This is a genomic window from Streptococcus sp. HMSC062D07 (assembly GCF_001814215.1).
Classification (GTDB): Bacteria; Bacillota; Bacilli; order Lactobacillales; family Streptococcaceae; genus Streptococcus; species Streptococcus infantis_I.
In genome coordinates, this window is record NZ_KV815325.1 from 120,922 (window position 1) to 144,066 (window position 23,145).

21 protein-coding genes and 1 riboswitch are annotated in these 23,145 nt (G+C 38.9%); of the genes, 15 read left to right on the plus strand and 6 right to left on the minus strand.

The genetic code is table 11. The features are described 5' to 3' along the window. Positions 1 to 3 precede the first annotated feature (3 nt). The 14 genes from leuC (at position 4) to HMPREF2957_RS02825 (ending at position 18,288) form a co-directional block, all read left to right on the plus strand. A complete protein-coding gene (gene leuC / locus HMPREF2957_RS02760; RefSeq protein WP_070677318.1) occupies positions 4 to 1,386 on the plus strand; it encodes a 3-isopropylmalate dehydratase large subunit in 1,383 nt (460 codons plus the stop codon). Positions 1,387 to 1,395: 9 nt separating this feature from the next. Continuing rightward, positions 1,396 to 1,989 (plus strand): 3-isopropylmalate dehydratase small subunit, encoded by a 594-nt coding sequence (gene leuD / locus HMPREF2957_RS02765; protein WP_070677321.1) that lies wholly within the window; start codon positions 1,396 to 1,398, stop codon positions 1,987 to 1,989. 27 nt (positions 1,990 to 2,016) lie between these two features. Continuing rightward, entirely contained in the window at positions 2,017 to 2,796 is a 780-nt protein-coding gene (locus tag HMPREF2957_RS02770) for an L-threonylcarbamoyladenylate synthase (RefSeq protein WP_070677323.1), read from the plus strand. A gap of 199 nt (positions 2,797 to 2,995) precedes the next feature. Beyond that, on the plus strand, positions 2,996 to 3,979 hold the full coding sequence (gene guaC, locus HMPREF2957_RS02775; RefSeq protein ID WP_070677326.1) for a GMP reductase: 984 nt from the start codon (positions 2,996 to 2,998) through the stop codon (positions 3,977 to 3,979). Then, a riboswitch (purine riboswitch) is annotated at positions 3,972 to 4,068 on the plus strand. It overlaps the preceding gene by 8 nt. A 76-nt stretch (positions 4,069 to 4,144) precedes the next feature. After that, complete coding sequence (locus tag HMPREF2957_RS02780) at positions 4,145 to 4,726, plus strand: xanthine phosphoribosyltransferase (RefSeq protein ID WP_006151911.1); 582 nt, start codon at positions 4,145 to 4,147, stop codon at positions 4,724 to 4,726. Continuing rightward, on the plus strand, positions 4,726 to 5,985 hold the full coding sequence (locus tag HMPREF2957_RS02785) for a nucleobase:cation symporter-2 family protein (protein ID WP_070677329.1): 1,260 nt from the start codon (positions 4,726 to 4,728) through the stop codon (positions 5,983 to 5,985). The genes HMPREF2957_RS02780 and HMPREF2957_RS02785 overlap by 1 nt, the downstream gene beginning before the upstream one ends. Before the next feature lie 93 nt (positions 5,986 to 6,078). After that, a complete protein-coding gene (gene ligA / locus HMPREF2957_RS02790; RefSeq protein ID WP_070677332.1) occupies positions 6,079 to 8,037 on the plus strand; it encodes an NAD-dependent DNA ligase LigA in 1,959 nt (652 codons plus the stop codon). A gap of 107 nt (positions 8,038 to 8,144) precedes the next feature. After that, on the plus strand, positions 8,145 to 10,427 hold the full coding sequence (pulA, locus tag HMPREF2957_RS02795) for a type I pullulanase (RefSeq protein ID WP_070677335.1): 2,283 nt from the start codon (positions 8,145 to 8,147) through the stop codon (positions 10,425 to 10,427). A 409-nt stretch (positions 10,428 to 10,836) separates the two neighbouring features. After that, positions 10,837 to 12,765 carry a 1,4-alpha-glucan branching protein GlgB gene (glgB, locus tag HMPREF2957_RS02800; protein WP_004253500.1) on the plus strand — a complete coding sequence of 643 codons (1,929 nt, stop codon included), beginning with the start codon at positions 10,837 to 10,839 and terminating at the stop codon, positions 12,763 to 12,765. Then, positions 12,755 to 13,897 (plus strand): glucose-1-phosphate adenylyltransferase, encoded by a 1,143-nt coding sequence (locus HMPREF2957_RS02805; protein ID WP_004253502.1) that lies wholly within the window; start codon positions 12,755 to 12,757, stop codon positions 13,895 to 13,897. Before glgB ends, HMPREF2957_RS02805 begins: the two co-directional genes overlap by 11 nt. After that, positions 13,887 to 15,026, plus strand: a complete 1,140-nt coding sequence (gene glgD, locus HMPREF2957_RS02810) for a glucose-1-phosphate adenylyltransferase subunit GlgD (protein WP_070677338.1) — start codon at positions 13,887 to 13,889, stop codon at positions 15,024 to 15,026. The genes HMPREF2957_RS02805 and glgD overlap by 11 nt, the downstream gene beginning before the upstream one ends. Next, the gene (gene glgA, locus HMPREF2957_RS02815) at positions 15,023 to 16,456 is read left to right on the plus strand and encodes a glycogen synthase GlgA (protein WP_070677341.1); all 1,434 of its coding nucleotides are present in this window, start codon (positions 15,023 to 15,025) and stop codon (positions 16,454 to 16,456) included. The genes glgD and glgA overlap by 4 nt, the downstream gene beginning before the upstream one ends. Before the next feature lie 62 nt (positions 16,457 to 16,518). Beyond that, positions 16,519 to 17,160: a phosphoserine phosphatase SerB gene (gene serB, locus HMPREF2957_RS02820; protein ID WP_070677343.1), complete on the plus strand. Its 642-nt coding sequence runs from the start codon at positions 16,519 to 16,521 to the stop codon at positions 17,158 to 17,160. 18 nt (positions 17,161 to 17,178) lie between these two features. Continuing rightward, positions 17,179 to 18,288 carry a glycerate kinase gene (locus HMPREF2957_RS02825; protein ID WP_070677346.1) on the plus strand — a complete coding sequence of 370 codons (1,110 nt, stop codon included), beginning with the start codon at positions 17,179 to 17,181 and terminating at the stop codon, positions 18,286 to 18,288. A 2-nt stretch (positions 18,289 to 18,290) separates the two neighbouring features. Here HMPREF2957_RS02825 and HMPREF2957_RS02830 read toward each other — a convergent pair whose 3' ends face one another. Next, complete coding sequence (locus HMPREF2957_RS02830; protein ID WP_070677350.1) at positions 18,291 to 18,734, minus strand: DUF1694 domain-containing protein; 444 nt, start codon at positions 18,732 to 18,734, stop codon at positions 18,291 to 18,293. A gap of 163 nt (positions 18,735 to 18,897) precedes the next feature. On the opposite strand from HMPREF2957_RS02830, the gene eno reads away from it, so the two are divergent. Further along, complete coding sequence (eno, locus tag HMPREF2957_RS02835; protein ID WP_004253512.1) at positions 18,898 to 20,202, plus strand: surface-displayed alpha-enolase; 1,305 nt, start codon at positions 18,898 to 18,900, stop codon at positions 20,200 to 20,202. A gap of 85 nt (positions 20,203 to 20,287) precedes the next feature. Here eno and HMPREF2957_RS02840 read toward each other — a convergent pair whose 3' ends face one another. The 5 genes from HMPREF2957_RS02840 to HMPREF2957_RS02860 all read right to left on the minus strand — a co-directional run bounded on the left by HMPREF2957_RS02840 (position 20,288) and on the right by HMPREF2957_RS02860 (position 22,960). Next, the gene (locus HMPREF2957_RS02840; protein WP_070677353.1) at positions 20,288 to 21,112 is read right to left on the minus strand and encodes a tyrosine-type recombinase/integrase; all 825 of its coding nucleotides are present in this window, start codon (positions 21,110 to 21,112) and stop codon (positions 20,288 to 20,290) included. A gap of 127 nt (positions 21,113 to 21,239) precedes the next feature. Then, positions 21,240 to 21,911: a zinc ribbon domain-containing protein gene (locus tag HMPREF2957_RS02845; RefSeq protein WP_070677356.1), complete on the minus strand. Its 672-nt coding sequence runs from the start codon at positions 21,909 to 21,911 to the stop codon at positions 21,240 to 21,242. 1 nt (position 21,912) lies between these two features. Next, complete coding sequence (locus HMPREF2957_RS02850; RefSeq protein WP_083312332.1) at positions 21,913 to 22,314, minus strand: ImmA/IrrE family metallo-endopeptidase; 402 nt, start codon at positions 22,312 to 22,314, stop codon at positions 21,913 to 21,915. Beyond that, entirely contained in the window at positions 22,311 to 22,661 is a 351-nt protein-coding gene (locus HMPREF2957_RS02855) for a helix-turn-helix domain-containing protein (protein ID WP_070677359.1), read from the minus strand. Before HMPREF2957_RS02855 ends, HMPREF2957_RS02850 begins: the two co-directional genes overlap by 4 nt. A gap of 119 nt (positions 22,662 to 22,780) precedes the next feature. Further along, positions 22,781 to 22,960, minus strand: a complete 180-nt coding sequence (locus HMPREF2957_RS02860) for a hypothetical protein (RefSeq protein WP_070677362.1) — start codon at positions 22,958 to 22,960, stop codon at positions 22,781 to 22,783. Positions 22,961 to 23,145: the final 185 nt, after the last annotated feature.

Consider the following 23,145-nt stretch of genomic DNA (forward strand, 5'->3'; position numbering starts at 1 on the left):
TGAATGGAAGGAAAATCGATTTTTGATAAATTATGGGACCTCCATGTGATTACAGGAGAAGAAGGGCAGCCTCAACTCATGTATGTAGATCAGCACTATATTCACGAAGTGACCAGTCCTCAAGCTTTTCAAGGATTGCGAGATACAGGTCGCAGATTGAGACGACCAGACTTGACATTTGGAACCTTTGACCACAATGTTCCGACAGTTAATATCTACGATATACGTGATGTAATCTCCAAAGCACAGATTGATAAGTTAGCTGAAAATGTTGAAGAGTTTGGAATCGAACATGCTGCCCACGGTTCAGAAAAGCAAGGTATCGTTCATATGGTTGGTCCAGAAACAGGAAGAACACAACCTGGGAAATTCATTGTCTGTGGTGATAGCCATACTGCAACTCATGGAGCTTTTGGAGCGATTGCCTTCGGTATTGGAACCAGTGAGGTCGAACATGTCTTTGCAACCCAAACCATTTGGCAGGTTAAACCCAAGAAAATGTTGGTGGAATTCACAGGAGTTCCTCAAAAAGGGGTTTATTCCAAAGATTTCATTCTAGCCTTGATTGCCAAGTACGGTGTCGCTTGTGGTGTTGGCTACGTGGTGGAGTATCGAGGTCAGGCCATTGATGCACTTAGCATGGAAGAACGTATGACTATCTGCAATATGTCCATCGAATTTGGTTCCAAAATGGGAATTATGAATCCAGATCAGAGGACTTATGATTATTTGAAGGGTCGAGAGTGTGTTCCCAAGGATTTTGCTGCAGCAGTATCTGATTGGAAAAGACTGGTTAGTGATGAAGATGCCGTTTATGATAAGGTTATTCGTTTGGATGTCTCAGAATTAGCTCCTATGGTGACTTGGGGTACTAATCCTGCTATGGGTGTTGATTTTGATTCTAGTTTCCCAGAAATTACGGATATGAATGATGAACGAGCCTATCATTACATGGATTTGCAACCAGGTCAAAAACCAGCAGAAATCCAACTAGGCTATGTCTTTATTGGTTCTTGTACCAACGCTAGACTTAGTGATTTGCAACTGGCGGCTCGCTTTGTAGAAGGGAAGAAGATCGCCCCTAACTTAACAGCTATTGTGGTACCTGGTTCTCGACCAGTCAAGCGAGCTGCTGAGAAGTTGGGCTTGGACAAGGTTTTTCTAGATGCTGGTTTTGAATGGAGAGACCCAGGCTGCTCCATGTGCCTCGGGATGAATCCTGATAAAGTACCAGATGGTGTTCATTGTGCCTCAACTAGCAACCGTAACTTTGAAGATCGACAGGGCTTTGGTGCTAAGACTCATCTCTGTAGTCCAGCTATGGCAGCTGCGGCAGCAATCGCAGGGCGATTCGTAGATGTACGGCAAATGCCAGAAGCTCAGTAAGGAGAGGATATGGAGAAATTTACAGTTTATACAGGAACAACCGTTCCTCTCATGAATGATAACATCGACACCGACCAAATTCTTCCCAAACAGTTTCTGAAGTTGATTGACAAGAAAGGCTTTGGTAAGTACCTCATGTATGCTTGGCGTTATCTGGATGATAACTACACTGAGGATCCAGATTTTGTCTTTAATCGGCCAGACTACCGTAAGGCTACTATCCTTATCACGGGAGATAACTTCGGGGCTGGTTCTTCGAGGGAGCACGCAGCTTGGGCATTAGCAGATTATGGTTTTAAGGTCGTAATTGCAGGATCTTTCGGTGACATTCATTACAATAATGAACTCAATAATGGCATGTTGCCAATTGTTCAACCAAGGGAAGTTAGAGAAAAACTCGCCCAGCTCCAACCAACTGATCAAGTGACGGTTGACTTGGAACAACAAACAATCATCTCACCAGTTGGGGAATTCACTTTCGAAATTGATAACGAATGGAAACACAAGCTCTTAAATGGTTTGGATGATATCGGTATTACCATGCAGTACGAAGATTTAATTGCTGCTTATGAAAAACAACGCCCAGCCTACTGGCAGGATTAGAAAAAATATAGAAAAGGAAATAGAACTATGACAAAACACATTCAATGGGACGGAACACTTTCACAAGAAGGCTACGACATTTTAAAAGGTGAGGGCGGATGTATCGTTTGTCCTACTAAAGTCGGTTACATTATCATGACTAGTGACAAGGCTGGACTTGAGCGTAAGTTTGAAGCCAAAGAACGTAACCGTAACAAACCAGGTGTTGTCCTCTGTGGTAGCATGGACGAGCTATGCGCTTTAGCACAGCTAAATCCTGAAATCGAAGCTTTCTATCAAAAACATTGGGACGAAGATATTCTCCTTGGTTGTATTCTTCCTTGGAAACCAGAAGCTTTTGAAAAATTGAAAGCATACGGTGATGGACGTGAAGAACTCATGACAGACGTTCGTGGTACTAGCTGTTTTGTCATCAAGTTTGGTAAAGCTGGTGAACAATTAGCTGCCAAACTTTGGGAAGAAGGGAAAATGGTCTACGCTTCATCTGCAAACCCTTCTGGAAAAGGAAATCGTGGTAAAGTGGAAGGAATTGGGGAGCGTATCGAAGGAGCAGTGGATCTTGTCATCGAAGCAGACGACTATGTTGCTTCAATCCAGCCAGACAAAACAGTTGAAACTCGCTACGAGCAAGGTGTGATGGTGTCTATGGTTGATAAAGACGGCAAGCTCATTCCAGAACAAGGTGGAGCACGTTCAACTTCACCAGCACCAGTTGTGATTCGTAAAGGACTTGACATCGATAAAATCATGATGCATCTGTCAGAAACCTTTAACTCATGGGACTACCGTCAAGGGGAGTATTATTAAGACTAAACATAAATTAGAGAGTCTATAAACTCTCTATTTTTTGTGAAATAACGAGTAAAATCCGAACATAATAATTTTAATGTTTCAAAATGTTTGACAAAAACTTTACCTTAGTTTATAATCTTTAAAGGAAACGTCGGAAAAGACGTGGTGATGCGAAAGCATAGGTAGGTCATTATAAAAGAAACGAGACATCGAAATGTTAAACGAATTTCCGATTTTTGACTATGAAGATATTCAGCTAATTCCTAATAAGTGTGTTCTTAAAAGTCGTGCAGAAGCTGACACACAAGTAACACTAGGGAAGCACACCTTTAAATTACCAGTTGTTCCTTCTAATATGCAAACTATCTTGGATGAAGATGTTGCAGAACAACTTGCAAAAGGTGGTTATTTCTATATCATGCATCGCTTCGATGAAGCTGGACGCATTCCTTTTGTGAAACGCATGCATGAAAAAGGGTTGATTGCATCTATCTCTGTTGGTGTTAAAGATTACGAATATGATTTTGTTAGTCAATTAAAGGAAGATGCTCCAGAGTACATCACTATTGATATTGCTCATGGACATGCCGACAGCGTGATTTCAATGATTCAGCACATTAAGAAAGAATTGCCAGATACCTTTGTCATCGCCGGTAACGTTGGTACTCCCGAGGCAGTTCGTGAACTTGAAAATGCTGGAGCAGACGCTACTAAGGTCGGGATCGGTCCAGGTAAAGTATGTATTACTAAGGTTAAAACTGGTTTTGGTACTGGTGGTTGGCAGTTAGCAGCTCTTCGCTGGTGTGCTAAGGCTGCGCGTAAACCGATTATTGCCGATGGTGGTATCCGTACACACGGAGATATTGCCAAGTCAATCCGCTTTGGTGCAAGTATGGTTATGATTGGTTCTTTATTTGCAGGCCATATCGAAAGCCCTGGTAAAACTGTCGAAGTCGATGGGAAACAATTTAAAGAATACTATGGTTCCGCTTCAGAATACCAAAAAGGTGCCTATAAGAATGTCGAAGGTAAGAAAATTCTTCTTCCTGCCAAAGGACATTTACAAGATACCCTAACTGAAATGGAACAAGATTTGCAAAGTTCGATTTCTTATGCTGGAGGTCGAAAGGTAGCTGATCTTAGACATGTGGATTATGTGATTGTGAAGAACTCTATCTGGAATGGAGATGCTCACTAAAAATATGATTACTTATTTATGTCGCGAATTGGCGTGGCGTTTCTACAAGGTACCGTAAATACCTAACAATGAGTAAGTCGAAGAGAGATTAAAGAAGCAGGAATATCTGTTTCAATCTTTCTAAGGGGCTTACTATGTAAGTCCCTTTTTATTTCGGAGGTTATTGTGAAATTACTAGAGGAACGTATTTTAAAAGATGGGAATATTCTAGGTGAGAATATTCTTAAGGTGGATTCTTTCTTAACTCACCAAGTTGATTATAAGTTAATGCGCGAGATTGGCCGCACCTTTGCAGAATATTTTAAAAATGCAGGTATTACCAAAGTCGTAACCATTGAAGCATCTGGAATTGCTCCAGCTCTATATGTTGCAGAACAATTAGATGTACCTATGATTTTTGCTAAGAAGGCAAAAAATATTACCATGAATGAAGGAATTTTGACTGCTGAGGTTTATTCTTTCACTAAGCAAGTTACTAGTACCGTATCCATTGCAGGGAAGTTCTTATCTCCAGGAGATAAAGTATTAATTATTGATGATTTCTTGGCTAATGGTCAAGCAGCTAAAGGTTTGATTCAGATTATCGAACAAGCTGGTGCTACAGTCGAGGCCGTCGGGATTGTAATTGAAAAATCATTCCAAGATGGTCGTGAACTGTTAGAAAAATCAGGTCATCAGGTAGTATCACTTGCTCGTTTAGAGCGTTTTGAAAATGGAAGAGTTATCTTCAAGGAGGCAGAAATCTAATGAATCAAAAAGAAAACCACTCAAAAGCGGCCGTATTGGGCTTGCAACACTTACTTGCTATGTACTCAGGTTCAATCCTGGTACCAATCATGATTGCAGGTGCCCTAGGTTACTCACCTCAACAACTGACATACCTTATCTCTACAGATATCTTTATGTGTGGTGTTGCAACTCTATTGCAGTTACAATTAAATAAATATTTCGGTGTCGGTTTACCGGTTGTTCTGGGTGTGGCCTTTCAGTCTGTTGCTCCACTTATTATGATTGGACAAAGTCACGGTAGTGGTGCTATGTTTGGTGCCTTGATTGCTTCTGGTATTTATGTCGTTCTTGTAGCAGGTGTATTTTCTAAGATTGCTAATCTGTTCCCTTCAATCGTAACAGGTTCTGTCATTACAACAATCGGATTAACCTTGATTCCAGTAGCTATCGGAAATATGGGAAATAACGTCGAAAAACCAACGGGACAAAGTCTAGCATTAGCAACAATCACTATTCTTATCATTCTCTTGGTTAATATCTTTACAAAAGGTTTTATTAAGTCAATTTCTATTTTGATTGGTTTGATTGCAGGTACTATCATCGCTGCGACTATGGGCTTGGTTGATTTCTCTCCAGTAGCAGAAGCTCCACTTGTTCATATCCCAACTCCATTCTACTTTGGTGCTCCACAATTTGAGATTTCTTCTATTGTAATGATGTGTATTATCGCTACTGTATCAATGGTAGAATCAACTGGTGTATATCTTGCCCTTTCTGATATTACTAAAGATCCAATCGATAGCACTCGTCTCCGTAATGGTTATCGTGCTGAAGGTCTTGCTGTTTTACTTGGTGGACTTTTCAATACCTTCCCTTATACAGGATTTTCACAAAACGTAGGTTTGGTGAAACTTTCAGGTATTCGTACCCGTTTACCGATTTACTACGCTGGTGGTTTCCTCATCTTACTTGGTCTCTTGCCTAAGTTTGGTGCCTTGGCACAGATTATCCCAAGTCCAGTTCTTGGTGGAGCCATGCTCGTCATGTTTGGTTTTGTTTCTCTACAAGGGATGCAAATCTTGGCACGTGTGGATTTCGAACATAATGAACACAATTTCCTCATTGCAGCAATTTCTATTGCTGCTGGGGTTGGATTAAACGGAAGCAACCTCTTCAATACTCTACCAACAGAATTACAAATGTTCTTCTCAAATGGTATCGTCATTGCAAGTACAGTGGCCATCATTTTGAACGCTATTTTGAATCGTAAAAAATAAAAATAAATGAGAAGGATAGAAATATCCTTCTCATTTTGTTTTTTTAGAGCTTCTGTATTGTTTCTATAGTCCTTTTTATGGTAAAATGGTTCTATGAATGAAAGAATGAAAGAGCTCGTTGAGTTGCTCAATCGCTATGCGACAGAGTATTATACAAGTGATAACCCATCTGTATCTGATAGTGAGTATGATCGTCTCTATCGTGAACTGGTAGAGTTAGAAAAAGCTCACCCAGAGCAAGTCTTGCCAGATAGTCCAACCCACCGTGTTGGCGGTAAGATTCTAGATGGTTTTGAAAAATATAGTCATCAGTATCCTCTCTATAGTTTGCAGGATGCTTTTTCTCGTGAAGAGCTCGATGCCTTTGATGCGCGTGTTCGTAAAGAATTGGATGACGTTACTTATATCTGTGAGTTGAAAATTGATGGTTTATCGATTTCCTTGACTTATGAGCAAGGAATTTTTGTTGCTGGAGCGACTCGTGGTGATGGTTCTGTCGGTGAGAATATCACAGAAAATCTCAAACGTGTCAAGGACATTCCTTTATCCTTAACAGAGAAATTAGATATCACTGTTCGTGGTGAATGTTATATGCCAAGAGCTTCTTTCAATCAAGTCAATCTTGCTCGTCAAGAAAATGGGGAGTCGGAGTTTGCTAATCCACGAAATGCAGCTGCAGGAACCCTTCGCCAGTTAGACACTGGAGTAGTAGCTAAGCGTAATCTTGCAACTTTCCTCTATCAGGAAGCAAGTCCTTCAACTAGAGACAGCCAAGAGAAGGTTTTAAATCATCTGGAACAGTTAGGCTTTGTGGTTAACCCTAGACGACTATTAGCGCACAGCATGGATGAGGTATGGCAGTTTATCCAAGAAATTGGTCAAGAAAGAGATCAGTTGCCTTATGATATTGATGGTGTTGTTATTAAGGTCAACGACCTAGCTGGTCAAGAGCAACTTGGTTTTACAGTTAAAGCGCCTAAGTGGGCAGTCGCTTATAAGTTCCCTGCAGAAGAAAAAGAAGCAAAATTGCTTTCTGTTGACTGGACAGTAGGAAGAACTGGTGTCGTAACTCCGACTGCTAATCTTACTCCGGTGAAATTGGCAGGTACAACAGTTAGTCGTGCAACGCTTCATAATGTAGACTATATCGCTGAAAAGGATATCCGCAAGGATGATACAGTGATTGTTTATAAGGCAGGGGATATCATTCCAGCTGTTTTACGTGTAGTAGAATCCAAGCGTATATCTGAAGAAAAACTCGACATTCCAACAAATTGTCCAAGTTGTGAGAGCAAGCTGTTACACTTTGAAGATGAGGTTGCTCTTCGTTGTATCAATCCTCGATGTCCTGCTCAGATTAAGGAAGGGTTGATTCACTTTGCATCCCGTGACGCCATGAATATTTCTGGCCTTGGTCCATCAATCGTAGAAAAATTATTTGCCGCCAATTTAGTTAAAGATGTTGCAGATATATATCGTTTGACAGTTGAAGATTTTCTCTTGTTAGACGGCATCAAGGAGAAATCAGCTCAAAAGCTTTATCAGGCTATTCAAGCTTCTAAAGAAAATTCTGCTGAAAAACTTTTGTTTGGTTTAGGGATTCGTCATGTTGGAAGCAAGGCAAGTCAGTTACTCTTACAACATTTCCATTCAATCGAGTCACTTGCTCAAGCAAATCCTGAAGAAGTAGCAAGCATCGAAAGTCTCGGAAGTGTTATTGCTCAAAGTCTACAGACTTATTTTGCTACAGAAGGTTCTAAAATTCTTTTAAGAGAATTAAAAGAATCAGGTGTTAATCTAGACTATAAAGGACAGGTCGTTGCAGCAGATGCTGCCTTATCAGGTCTAACTGTCGTATTGACAGGGAAACTTGAACGTCTTACTCGCTCGGAAGCCAAAAGTAAGCTCGAAAATCTTGGTGCCAAGGTAACGGGTAGCGTATCGAAGAAGACTGACCTTGTTGTGGCAGGAGTAGATGCAGGCAGCAAACTCCAAAAAGCACAAGAGTTGGGAATTGAGATTCGTGATGAAGCTTGGCTTGAGAGTTTGTAAGGTATACACAGTTTAGAATAATCAGCTATCATTTCTTGGTTCTATTCGAATAAGTTAATCAAGAAATGTTACTATATAAATTTAGCAATTAGAAATTAGGGAGAACTATGTACAATTATCCTGTACTTATTCATTATCATCGTAAGGATGAAGCATATCAGAGTTGCAACTTTAGTAAATGGCCAGCTGATTCAGTAGAATTTGTTAAAGAGCAAGAATACTTTGGAGATAAGTTTTCATTTACCCAATCAAGTGAAACACCTCTTGAACAAATGGTGTTTACAGTTGATAAAGATGGAGTAAGCAAAGAATATCCTATCCGATTCAATCATTATCCACTCCTAACAGAAGTTTGGATTTTAGATGGAGATGCCACCGTTTATTATTCTGAAAACCCGGCCATTGCAAGTCCACACTATAAAGATCAAAATCCATTTGCTTTTGATAAAGCGATTAACAGTGCTAGTTTTGATCACCACTGGGGTTACCAAGGAGAGTTGGGATGCCAGGTTTCCGAAGAAGAAACAAGCTTTAAACTTTGGTCACCAACAGCAGCAACTGTACAAGTTGTAGTTTATGAATCAGCAAGTAATGATGCGGCTATCCTAAATACTTATGAAATGCAACGTGGTAACAGTTATTCATATAGTCACAAGGATAATACAATTGGCGTTTGGAATTTGACAGTTCCTGAAAGTCTTGCTGGTCGTGCCTATCAATATCAGATTAATTTTCCACATCATCAATCATTGACACGTGATCCATATACCATTGCTACAAGTCCAGATGGTAAACGTTCAGCGATTCTTTCAGAGAAAGAACGTCAAGTTGAAGGTTTTGAGGTTAAGAATGGAACGGAAGCAACTTGGCGATTGGAAAATTCTTGTCAAGCGGTTGTTTACGAAATGCATATTCGTGACTTGACCAAGTCTGAAACTTCTGGTGTTGCTCCAGAATTAAGAGGAACATTCTTGGGTGCTGCCCAGACTGGAACAGTCAATCACTTCGGTCAGTCTACTGCATTTGACTACATCAAGGAACTTGGTGTTAACTATGTTCAACTGCAACCAATTGCTGATCGTCACAAAGAGTATGATGCAGATGGAAATGTGACCTACAACTGGGGTTACGATCCACAAAACTACAATGCACCAGAAACCAGCATGTCTACGAATCCAAATGATCCAGGTCAAGTTATCCGCGATTTGAAGACGATGATTCAAGCTTATCATGATGCTGGAATCGGCGTTATCATGGATGTGGTATACAACCATACGTTTTCAACTGTTGATGCCCCATTCCAAACAACCGTTCCAGACTATTATTACCGAATGAACCGCGATGGAAGTTATCAAAATGGTACTGGTGTAGGAAATGAGACTGCTAGTGAGCACGAAATGTTCCGTAAGTACATGATTGATTCCCTTCTTTATTGGGTAAATGAATTTAATATTGATGGTTTCCGCTTTGACTTGATGGGAATTCATGACGTTAAAACGATGCAAATGATTCGTTGGGCTATGGATGAAGTCGATCCTAAAATCATCCTTTATGGAGAAGGGTGGGATATGGGAACTGGTCTTGCTCCTTATGATAAAGCTAAGAAAGACAATGCCTATCAGTTACCTAATATTGGCTTCTTCAATGATGATCAACGTAATGCGATTAAGGGTGCTGAAGTTTACGGTGATATCAAATCAGGCTTCGTAAGTGGTGCTGCCACTGAACCAATTGTTGCCAAAGCTATCCTTGGTAGTCGTGAACTAGGCTCTTATCTAAGCCCTAACCAGGTTGTCAACTATGTAGAAGCCCATGATAACTATAACTTGCATGATTTATTAGCGACACTTCATCCAACAGAAGACCAAGCAAGTATTATGAAAAAGGTAGAAACAGCAACTGCAATGAATCTACTCATGCAAGGTATCTCCTTTATGGAACTTGGTCAAGAGTTTGGACGTACCAAACTGGTTCCTACAGGTGAAAACTGTGAGTTGACTCATGATGATCGCGAACGCGCTATGAACAGTTACAATGCTCCAGACGCTGTTAACCAGGTAGACTGGAACTTAATTAATGAGCGTCAAGAAAGCATTGAATTTATTCGTCAGATTATAGGTCTTAAAACAAAGACTAGTGCCTTTTCATATCCTACATACGAGGAAGTATACCGTCACGTCTTTGTTCACACAGCTATTGAAAATAGTGGCTGGATTGTCTATGAGATTCAGGGAACTAAAGAACATTTCTTGGTTGTATTTAATGCCAAAGGTGCATCTTTCTATTATGAAAATGCTGGAAATCTAGAAATGTTGGTAACAAATAGTCGTTCAAACCAAGAAAACACTCTTGATAATGTGAGCGTTGCAGTTATGAATGTTTTAGTTTAAAAAAAATAAAACTCAAGATTAATCTTGAGTTTTTTTCTATATAAATTTGTCCTAATAAAAAATATGGGAATATTACTAAAAATAGTTGAAAATTTCAGAAAATTTGATAAAATTGTACTTAAGATACTTTATCCGAACAAAAAGTTTGATTCATGAAAATAACGTTAAGTTTTTTAAGTATCTGGTTTGAAAAATTAGCATTGAAAAAAATATTGTAAGTGATTTAATGCTACAAAAAACTGATATCAAGGTAGAATATCAATAAATACTGAAAATTTAAGAAATGTCAAGATAATTACTTGAAGATTTTCTAAAAAATGTTTATGATAATTCGGAAATTGGTTGAAAGTTTTCTTAAAAGATAGTATAATAGAAATATAGAAAACGCTTACAATATAAAGGGGGATTTATGGATACATTAGAAGCTTTAAGAACTTTTACAACAGGCGAAAATTTCCATCTTCAGCACTATTTGGGCGCACATCGTGAGGAGAAAGACGGGGAATGGGGTTACACATTCCGTGTTTGGGCTCCAAATGCGCAGGCTGTTCATCTAGTCGGTGATTTCACGAATTGGGTTGAAAATCAAATCCCTATGGTTCGAAACGAATCTGGAGTTTGGGAAGTTTTTACAACTTTTGCCCAAGAAGGTCAGATTTATAAATATCATATCACACGGGCTAACGGTCATCAGCTTATGAAGATTGATCCTTTAGCTGTTCGGTATGAAGCACGTCCAGGCACAGGTGCTGTGTTAACAGAAATTCCAGAAAAGAAATGGAAGGATGGACTTTGGTTAGCTCGTAGAAAACGTTTGGGATTCTTCGAAAGGCCGGTTAATATTTACGAAGCACACGCTGGTTCGTGGAAACGAAATCCAGATGGAACTCCATATAGTTTTGCTCAATTAAAAGAAGAGTTGATCCCTTACTTAGTTGAAATGAACTACACTCATATTGAGTTTATGCCTTTGATGGCTCACCCGCTAGGTTTGAGTTGGGGCTATCAACTGATGGGATATTTCGGTTTAGAACATTCTTACGGAAGACCAGAAGAGTTTCAAGACTTTGTTGAGGAGTGTCACTTAAACAATATCGGTGTTATCGTGGACTGGGTTCCAGGTCACTTTACAATCAATGACGATGCCTTAGCCTACTATGATGGAACTCCGACTTTTGAATATCAAGACCATAACAAAGCTCATAACTATGGTTGGGGGGCATTAAACTTCGACTTAGGGAAAAACGAAGTACAATCTTTCCTAATTTCTAGCATTAAGTTCTGGATTGATTTTTATCATTTAGATGGTATCCGTGTTGATGCCGTAAGTAATATCCTTTATCTTGATTATGATAATGCACCTTGGACACCAAATAAAGACGGTGGCAATCTTAACTACGAAGGCTATTATTTCCTTCAGCGTTTAAATACTGTTATTAAGCTAGCTCATCCTGATGTCATGATGATTGCAGAAGAAAGCTCTTCGGCAACTAAAATAACAGGTCCGAAAGAGATGGGTGGTCTTGGATTTGACTACAAGTGGAACATGGGATGGATGAATGATATCTTACGTTTCTACGAAGAAGATCCAATTTACCGCAAGTATGATTTTAACCTTGTAACCTTCAGTTTTATGTATGTCTTTAATGAAAATTATCTCCTACCATTCTCACATGATGAGGTTGTACATGGTAAGAAGAGTATGATGCATAAGATGTGGGGGGATCGTTATAATCAATTTGCAGGCCTTAGAAACCTTTATACTTATCAAATTTGTCACCCCGGTAAGAAATTGCTCTTTATGGGTAGCGAATTCGGGCAGTTCTTAGAGTGGAAATCAGAAGAGCAATTAGAATGGTCAAACCTTGAAGATCCAATGAATGCCAAGATGAAATACTTCACATCTCAGTTGAATCAACTTTATAAGGACCACCGTTGTCTTTGGGAAATTGATACAAGCTATGATGGAATTGAAATTATCGATGCAGATAATAGAGATCAGAGTGTTCTTTCCTTTATTCGTAAAGGAAAGAAAGGCGAGATGCTAGTCTGTGTCTTTAATATGGCACCAGTCGAACGACCTGATTTCACAATTGGACTGCCAGTTGCAGGTGTGTATGAAGAAATTTGGAATACAGAGTTGGAACAATGGGGAGGTGTTTGGAAAGAACATAACCAAACCGTTCAAACTCAAGAAGGGTTATGGAAGGATTATGAGCAGACATTGACCTTTACCTTGCCAGCTTTGGGGGCAAGTATCTGGAAAATCAAACGTCGCTTGAAACCCGCTAAAAAAGAATCAAATAAATCTCAAAAAGGAGTAGAAAATGAAGAATGAAATGCTAGCTTTAATCCTTGCCGGTGGGCAAGGAACTCGTCTCGGTAAACTCACTCAAAGCATTGCAAAACCTGCTGTGCAATTTGGTGGGCGCTATCGTATCATTGACTTTGCTCTTTCTAACTGTGCCAACTCTGGTATCCATAATGTTGGGGTTATTACACAGTATCAACCACTAGCTCTCAACAGCCACATTGGTAATGGTTCTAGTTGGGGTCTTGATGTAATTGATTCAGGTGTTTCTATCCTTCAACCTTACTCTGCAAGTGAAGGAAATCGTTGGTTTGAAGGTACAAGTCATGCGATTTACCAAAACATTGACTATATCGATAGCATTAATCCTGAGTATGTTTTGATTCTTTCAGGAGACCATATCTACAAGATGGACTATGATGATATGCTCCAATCACACAAGGATAACAATGCCAGCTTGACAGTTGCTGTTTTGGATGTACCACTAAAAGAAGCTAGCCGTTTCGGTATCATGAATACAGATGCTAATAATCGCATTGTTGAATTCGAAGAAAAACCTGCCCAACCAAAATCAACCAAGGCATCAATGGGGATTTATATCTTTGACTGGAAACGACTTCGCAACATGCTAGTTGCTGCTGAAAAGGCTAACCTAGATATGTCTGATTTCGGAAAGAATGTTATTCCAAATTATCTTGAAACTGGTGAAAGTGTCTATGCTTATGAGTTCAATGGATACTGGAAGGATGTTGGTACAATCGAATCTCTTTGGGAAGCAAATATGGAATACATCTCTCCAGAAAATGCTCTAGATAGCCGAAATCGTCAATGGAAAATTTATTCTCGTAACCTTATCGCTCCACCAAACTACCTTGGAGAATTTGCTCAAGTAGAAGACTCTCTAGTAGTAGATGGATGTTACGTGAATGGTACTGTAAAACATTCCATTCTTTCTACAGCTGCTCAAGTTCGTAAGGGAGCAGAAGTTGTTGATTCTGTCATCATGAGTGGAGCAGTTATCGGTAGAGGTGCTAAAATTACACGTGCAATCATCGGTGAAGGTGCAATTATTGCCGATGGTGTTGAAATTGATGGTACAGAAGAAGTACAAGTAGTCGGATATAACGAAGTAGTGGGGGTAGCAACAGATGAAGATTGATAAATATTCAGCGATTTTAGGAAATACCGTTGGTTTCCATGATATGTCAACCTTGACAAGTAACCGTCCAGTGGCAAGTTTGCCATTTGGAGGAAAGTATCGTTTGATTGACTTCCCACTCTCAAGTTTAGCAAATGCTGGTGTTCGAAGTGTCTTTGGAATCTTCCAACAAGATAACATCAGCTCTGTATTTGACCACATTCGTTCAGGACGTGAATGGGGCTTGAATACCCTTCTTAGCCACTACTATCTTGGAATCTACAATACTCGTGTGGAAAGTAGTACTGTTGGTAAAGAGTATTATCAACAACTCTTGACTTATTTAAAACGTTCTGGATCTAACCAAACGGTTTCCTTGAACTGTGACGTTTTGGTAAATATTGATCTTACTCAGGTTTTCCATTTGCATAATACTACAAAATCTCCTATCACAGTCGTTTATAAGAAACTACCTAAAAAGGATATTTCAGAAGTAAATGCTATCCTAGATATTGATGAAACTGACCACGTGCTCTCTCACAAACTCTTCGATAAAAAAGACGAACAAGAATACTACAACATGTCAACGGATATCTTTGTCGTTGATACCCCATGGTTGATTGAACGTCTGGAAGAAGAAGCTCAGAAAGAACACCCAGAAAAACTACGTTATGTTCTACGTGACTTAGCAGCAGAATCAGGTGCTTTTGCATACGAGTATACTGGTTACTTAGCAAATATTCATTCTGTAGAAACATACTACCAAGCCAATATTGATATGCTTGATCTGCATAAATTCTACTCTTTATTCTCTCCAAATCAAAAGATTCATACAAAGGTGAAAAACGAAGAACCAACTTATTATGCACCTGGTTGTGAAGTAAATACTTCGCAGTTTGCTTCTGGTAGTATTGTCGAAGGTAAGGTTGTTCGTTCAGTTGTTTCGCGTAATGTTCAAATTCATAAAGATAGCTTAGTTAAAGAATCTATTGTTTTCCCTCGTGTTGTCGTTGGTGAAGGTGCTCAAGTTGAGTATGCAATTATTGATAAGGGTGCTGAAGTAGCTGATGGAGTTGTTATTCGTGGTACAGCAGAAAATCCTGTTGTCATCAAAAAAGGTGAAAAAGTAACAGAGGACATTCTTTCATGAAAATTTTATTTGTAGCAGCCGAAGGAGCCCCTTTTTCTAAAACAGGTGGCTTGGGAGATGTTATCGGGGCTCTTCCAAAATCATTAGTTAAAGCTGGTCATGAAGTTGCTGTTATCCTGCCATACTATGACATGGTGGAAGCCAAGTTTGGTGATCAAATTGAAGATGTTCTTCAATTTGAAGTATATGTTGGTTGGCGTAGACAATTTTGTGGCATTAAGAAGACTGTTTTAAATGGTGTTACTTTCTACTTTATTGACAACCAGTATTATTTCTTCCGTGGTCATGTGTATGGTGATTTCGATGATGGTGAACGCTTTGCTTTCTTCCAACTTGCGGCTCTAGAGGCTATGGAGCGTATTGGTTTTATTCCAGATGTTCTTCATGCTCATGATTATCATACAGCTATGATTCCTTTCTTGTTGAAGGAAAAATACAGATGGATACAAGCCTATCAAAACATTAAGACTGTCTTAACGATCCATAATTTGGAATTCCAAGGTCAATTTTCTGAAGGTATGCTTTGGGATTTGTTCCGAGTTGGATTTGAACGCTATGCGGATGGTACAGTTCGCTGGAATGACTGCCTGAACTGGATGAAGGCTGGTATCCTCTATGCAGATCGTGTATCTACTGTATCGCCAAGCTATGCTTATGAAATCATGACAACAGAGTTTGGTTGTGGCTTGGATCAGATTTTACGAATGGAGTCTGGTAAGCTTTCTGGTATTGTAAATGGAATCGATACTGATCTTTATAATCCAGAAACGGATCCTTTGTTGGATTATCATTTTAATAAATCAGACCTATCAGGAAAAGCTCAGAATAAAGCTAAACTTCAAGAAAAAGTTGGTCTTCCAGTTCGTCCCGATGTTCCAATGATTGGTATTGTGTCGCGTTTGACAAGACAGAAAGGTTTTGATGTCGTCGTTGAAGGTTTGCATCGCATGCTTCAAGAAGATGTTCAAATCGTTCTCTTGGGTACAGGTGATCCTGGTTTTGAACAAGCCTTCTCATGGTTTGGTCAAGTATTCCCAGATAAACTTTCTGCCAATATTACCTTTGATGTCAAGCTAGCACAAGAAATTTATGCAGCCTGTGATATTTTCCTCATGCCAAGTCGTTTTGAACCATGTGGACTTTCTCAAATGATGGCTATGCGTTATGGAACATTACCACTTGTTCATGAGGTAGGCGGGTTGAGAGATACTGTTCAACCATTCAATCCAATTGAAGGAACGGGTACAGGATTTAGTTTTGACAACTTGACGTCATACTGGCTTAACTGGGCTCTTCAAACTGCTTTGGATGTTTACTATAATCATCCTGACGTTTGGAAGAAACTTCAAGTACAAGCTATGGAATGTGACTTCTCTTGGGATACAGCTTGTCAGTCTTATCTTGATTTATATCACAGCTTAGCAAATTAAATAAATAAAATCGTATGATGCTTTCATACGATTTTTTGAGATGATGAAAGTATGGGGAATAAATGAATAAAGCTAGAGGACTCTGTGTCCTAGATGTTGATGGAACTCTGATAGAAGAAGAGGTTATTGATTTATTAGGGAAAGAGGCAGAGTGCGAAGAAAAAGTAGCCCTGCTAACAGCTCAAGCTATGAGAGGAGAATTAGACTTCGAAGCAAGTTTAAAAAGACGTGTTTCTCTTCTTAAAGGTCTCTCTATCAATGTTTTCGATAAGATTTATCATGAACTTCACCTTAGTAAAAATGCTGCCCGGTTTATTAAAGTTCTTCAAAAAAATCAGATAGAAGTCGGTTTAGTATCAGGCGGATTTACCACTATTGTAGAAAGATTAGCAAAAGATTTGGGTATTTCATTATATACTGCTAATCAACTGGAAATCAAAGATGATCATTTAACTGGAAATCTAATTGGCCCTATTATAAGCAGAGAAGTAAAAGAAGCAACCCTCGTGAGATGGGCTGAAGAATTACAAGTGCCATTTGATAGAACGATTGCAATCGGTGATGGAGCTAATGACTTAAAAATGCTTAAAAGTGCAGGACTAGGAATAGCCTTTTGTGCCAAGGATATTGTGAAAAAGGAAATAAATCTTCAGGTAGATGAGAGAGATTTTGGGAAAGTTTTGGAAATGATAGACTTCCTTTAGATAGAAAGAGGAATCAAAATGAAAGTTGTTATCGCGCCGGACTCTTTCAAGGAGAGTCTTCCTGCAAACGAAGTAGCAGAAGCTATAAAAAGAGGGTTCGAAAGGGCCATACCTAACGTGGAGTGTTTACTTTTACCTGTTGGTGATGGAGGTGAAGGGACAGTAGACGCCATTAAAAGTTCTCTAGGTTTGGAAGAAAAAACAGTCCAGGTAACTGGACCTTTTGGTGATGAGGTTTTGATGTCTTACTTTCAAAAAAGAGAATTAGCTCTATTTGAAGTTGCAAATTTAGTAGGTCTTGCTAAAATCTCTTTTGATAAACGTAATCCTCTAGAGATTCAAACAAAGGGAATTGGTCAACTTATTCTCCATTTGATAGAACAAGGAATCAAAGATATCTACGTTGGTGTCGGTGGTACAGCTAGTAACGATGGTGGAATTGGCACTGCTTCAGGACTTGGTTACCAGTTTTATGACAAAAACGGAATTGTACTTCAAGCAAATGGTCAATCACTATTTGATATCAGGAAAATTTTGAAGGAGGGAGTAATTCAAATTCCTTCTGATGTACATATAAAAATACTTGCAGATGTTACCAATCCTCTTTGTGGACCTCAGGGTGCTACCTTTACATTTGGGAAACAAAAGGGATTGGATCCATCTAAATTTAAAGAAGTTGATGCTGCTATTAAAGACTTCTATAGTAAAGTTGGACCCGAAATATTAAAATTAGATGGTGCAGGAGCAGGCGGTGGTATTGCAGCTGGCTTGTGTGCCTTCGCTGGAGCAGAGATTGTATCAGGTATTCAAACTTGTTTGGATTTGATAAACTTCGATCAAAAAGTTACTGATGCAGACCTAGTTATCGTTGGCGAAGGTAGACTGGACTCGCAAAGTTTGGCAGGTAAGGCACCAATCGGTGTTGCAAAAAGAACACCAAATAGTGTTCCAGTTATTGCTATTTGTGGTAGTTTGTCTGAGGATTTACCACCCTTACCATTTGAGAATATAGTCGCAGCTTTTTCCATACTTGAAAAAAGCGAACCGTTAGCAGACAGTCTAAAAAAAGCAGCTGTCTATTTAGAAAATACAGCTGCAAGCATCGCACGAATCATGTCTTTGAGATAGAGTTAACCAAACCATTTTTTCCAGAGAGAAGTAGGAGCTTTCGTCTCTTTCTCTTGCCACAAGTCTGAAAAGGCCTTTCTGAGGTCTTTTTCACTTGTTTGAACCAGAACATCGCTATGGATAACCAGTCCAAAAGGAGAAGAGTTATGATCTTCAGAAACGATAGTTGCTTGGCAATCAGAATCTTTAGCATTTTTTAAATAATAAACTTGTTTTTCAAACTCAACTTGAGGAGAAATTTTGACAAATAAAGGTTCAGTTTCTTTTTTTAAAGTCTCTAAAATTGTTAAAAATGCCTTTTGAAATTTGTCATCATTCGCAGTAGCGAGTTCAGCGTAGCCAAGAACACGTTCTTCAAAGGTACCAAGAAAACGTCTTTGTTCGTCTGGATTTAATTTGAGCCCGCCATGAGCTTTTTCTAATATTTGTTTTGATACATCAGTCATAAATATAGTATATCATAAAAGTCTATAGATAAGGCGGAAAAGAAAGCGATTACTTAACAAACTTAAGGAAAATTTGCACAAAGATAACGTTTTTTCTTGAAAAAGGTATCTTTTTGATGTATCATAGAGGTGTAAAATAATTAAACTCAAAGGAGAGTAAAAAATGTCAATTATTACTGATGTTTACGCTCGCGAAGTCCTAGACTCACGCGGTAACCCAACACTTGAAGTAGAAGTTTATACTGAATCAGGTGCTTTCGGACGTGGTATGGTTCCATCAGGAGCTTCTACTGGTGAACACGAAGCAGTTGAACTTCGCGACGGTGACAAATCTCGTTACGGTGGTCTTGGTACACAAAAAGCTGTTGACAACGTAAATAACATCATTGCTGAAGCTATTATCGGCTATGATGTACGTGATCAACAAGCTATCGACCGTGCTATGATCGCTCTTGACGGTACTCCTAACAAAGGTAAATTGGGTGCAAACGCAATCCTTGGTGTGTCTATCGCTGTAGCTCGCGCTGCTGCTGACTATCTTGAAATCCCACTTTACAGCTACCTTGGTGGATTCAACACTAAAGTTCTTCCAACTCCAATGATGAACATCATCAATGGTGGATCTCACTCAGATGCTCCAATCGCTTTCCAAGAATTCATGATCGTACCTGCTGGTGCACCTACATTCAAAGAAGCTCTTCGTTGGGGTGCTGAAATCTTCCACGCACTTAAGAAAATCCTTAAATCACGTGGTTTGGAAACTGCCGTAGGTGACGAAGGTGGATTCGCTCCTCGTTTCGACGGAACTGAAGATGGTGTAGAAACAATCCTTGCTGCTATCGAAGCTGCTGGTTATGTTCCAGGTAAAGATGTATTTATCGGATTTGACTGTGCATCATCAGAATTCTACGATAAAGAACGCAAAGTATACGACTACACTAAATTCGAAGGTGAAGGAGCTGCTGTCCGCACTGCTGCTGAACAAATCGACTACCTTGAAGAATTGGTAAACAAATACCCAATCATCACTATCGAAGATGGTATGGACGAAAACGACTGGGACGGTTGGAAAGCTCTTACTGAACGTCTTGGTGGTAAAGTTCAATTGGTTGGTGACGACTTCTTCGTAACAAACACTTCTTATCTTGAAAAAGGTATCGAAGAAGGTGCTGCTAACTCAATCCTTATCAAAGTTAACCAAATCGGTACTCTTACTGAAACATTCGACGCTATCGAAATGGCGAAAGAAGCTGGTTACACTGCCGTTGTATCACACCGTTCAGGTGAAACTGAAGATTCAACAATCGCTGACATCGCAGTTGCAACAAACGCAGGACAAATCAAGACTGGTTCACTTTCACGTACAGACCGTATCGCTAAATACAACCAATTGCTTCGCATCGAAGATCAACTTGGTGAAGTAGCTGAATACCGTGGATTGAAATCATTCTACAACTTGAAAAAATAATCGTTGATTTAACAACGTTTTAAGCCCCTCGGATTTTATCCGAAGGGCTTTTTATTTGTATAGGGGGCAAAAAGGGGCAAACTTTTTATAAAATATTCTTCATTACTTTATCAAGGACATTGATTGCTTCGTCTTTCATATTCTTCGTGACGTGGGTATAGATGGAAGTAGTGACTTCAGAATCAGAATGACCAACACGATCCATAATCGTTTTGAGAGGGATTCTATTTTCTGCTAGAATACTAATCGTGGTATGTCTGAAGATATGAGGGGATATATGTTTAGGAATAGGTTTTTTAAGGCGCTCATTTGCTCTTTGAAGCGACTTGCATAGAATAGAACTATGGATTGGCCTTCCAGTGTTTGTGACGAAAAAACGGTCGCTCTTATACCAATTCTTATCTGTTGATTCGTTTAAAAGATTAAGTTCAATCATCTGATCAAGAATTTCAACTACTCTTTTCGTTAAGTGTGTAGTCCGAAAACTTGCAAAGGTCTTAGTCCCGTCATCATCTGGGATATATCGGTTGAATGTTGTATGGATATCTAATGTTTTGCTATCCTTGTTATATTTGTCTAGTGTAAGACCAGCTAACTCTCCAACACGACATCCGTTTAGAATCATAAACTCACACGCTAAAGCATAACTTAGAGTAATGTCTTTTCGATAGAGTTCTTTTAAGATTGCTTTATATTCTTTTGGTTCCAGGTATTTGTTTTTCGCATTTTTAATCTGCTGCAAACTTTGTTTTTTTCGAGGAAACTTTGCTTTTCTAGCTGGGTTATTCTCAAGGAATCCCTGGTCAATGGCATAATCAAAAAAGACTTTCAAAATAGACTTTACACGATATTTTTGAGTATACGTCCATTCTTCAGTATCAAGTAATCTTTGAATCAATCTTCCATCCACATTTGCTTTTCACCTCATTTCTTGGTAAAATAGACATAGAAAAGAGGGCTTTTCAATGCCTATCTTTCTATACATCCCACTCCACGCTCAGACTCGCCAAACTTTGTGAGCGTGGGGATTTTTTTATTTACGAATTATGAACGATGACGTCCAAAGCTCCCATGATTCGTTGAGCGTTTTCAACTGCTTCCTTGTACTCTTTCGAAGTATTCTTTACTGGCTTTCTAATCAAGTCGATAAATATGACCGGTTTATTGAAGTCATTTGAGGTCACACGGACGGTCATGTTTAGAATTTTAGAGGTTGATTTTCGTTTGGATACGATACCACCTGCAACTGCTCCAATAGGTCCAAACATAGCGCCTGCAACCAAAGCTTGACCAACACCACCCGAAACAACAGTCTGATTATTTACAATCAATTCATACGATACTAAATCCTCGAATGAATACCAGTCAGTGTCATTTTTATCTTTCTTTACCAATGACGGTATCAACGATAACCCCATTGTACTAACCGCAAGTGTAGCTTTCGCTGTACCTTTAATTGCTCCTCCGACCAATCCAGAAGAGCCTTTTGCTTTTTGAGCTCCATGAATACGATAGGTACGATTATATCTATCAATCTCAAGTGGCCCGACTTTATCCGTTTTTCTGCTTCGTGGGACAAGAGATGGAGAAGCTGTTTTATCGCCTGGCTGAGGTTGTTCAGTCAGTTCTTGGTTAGAGATGGAATAACCGCAATTTGGACAAAATTTATAGCCCTCTACTGGGTTACCACATTCTGGACAAAATTTCATATTAACCTCCAATAAAATTTTTAAGTAAACTTTGGTATTCTTCCTTAACCATTACTTCTTCAGTAGTGGTTTTTAAATTATAACATTTCATGAAGTCAAGATAATTAAATTCAGACGGATTTTCTAATTGATCTAAAGCATCCGCAAGTAAATGATGTATTATGTTTCTATCAGCTTCATTCTCACATTTAATCTTAGTATTCTTATATTCTTGCTCAGTATGGTCTATATGCCCTAACTCATGCAGTATAACTTGTTTCTGTTTTTTAGGCGCTAAGTCTTTGCTTACAAAAACTACTTTAATTTCATCAATATAGATGATAGATGCCGTTTCTATTCCACAAATTCTTGTCAAAGTATTCAATCTGGATTCCGTATTTTTGCAAATACCTTCAATACTCATTGTCTTCCTTTGAGATATATCTCAATAATGTTTTGAATGGCTTCGATATCATCTTCATTTAACGGCTTACCGTCAAATGTTTTAGCGTTTTCTGCCATTTTGCGTAGGTCTAAATCTGTATATGTTTTCGGTTCTATTGTAGTTTCATCGCTCCACCCCATGAGCTCAGCGGGAGAAATATACAACTTATCAGCGATCTTCTTTAAAACTTCCGGACCTACCTTCTCAATATCTCCTTTTTCGTAACGAAATATAGTGGAACGTGAAACGCCGACTGCGTCAGCTAGTTCGTCAGCAGAGATTTTTAATTCTTTTCTTCTTAATTTAATTTTTTCACCAACGTTCATGGTAATTGCCTCCTATATATTACACCTTAATTTTACACTTTCAGTTTCAAAAATGCAATAAAAAAAGTTTCAAAAATGCGATTTTTTGTTTCCCAAAATAATAAAAGCAGTGACCAAAATCACTGCTTATCAGCTGTAGCAAATTCATAGAGCTTTTCTGCTGTGAGAAGGGCCATTTTATCCATGCTTGTTTTTCCTTTTCTAAGGTCAGAAACAGTAGTCCATGGAACTCCAGCACCTTGTGAAATAGCAGATGTAGACATCGAACTGTCCAATAATTCTTGAATAACTTTTCTCATATTATTTGTCCTTTTTATTTTTGAGATAAATGTATACATTGATTGCGATTATAAAAATAGCTATTGCACTAACCATTGCTTTTCTCTTTTCGTTTGATAAAATAGAGGTGTGACGGGCTTTTGCCCCTATCTCTTAGCGTTTACCTTTTTTGCTCTTGATTTTATTATATAACGGTATACCGAGA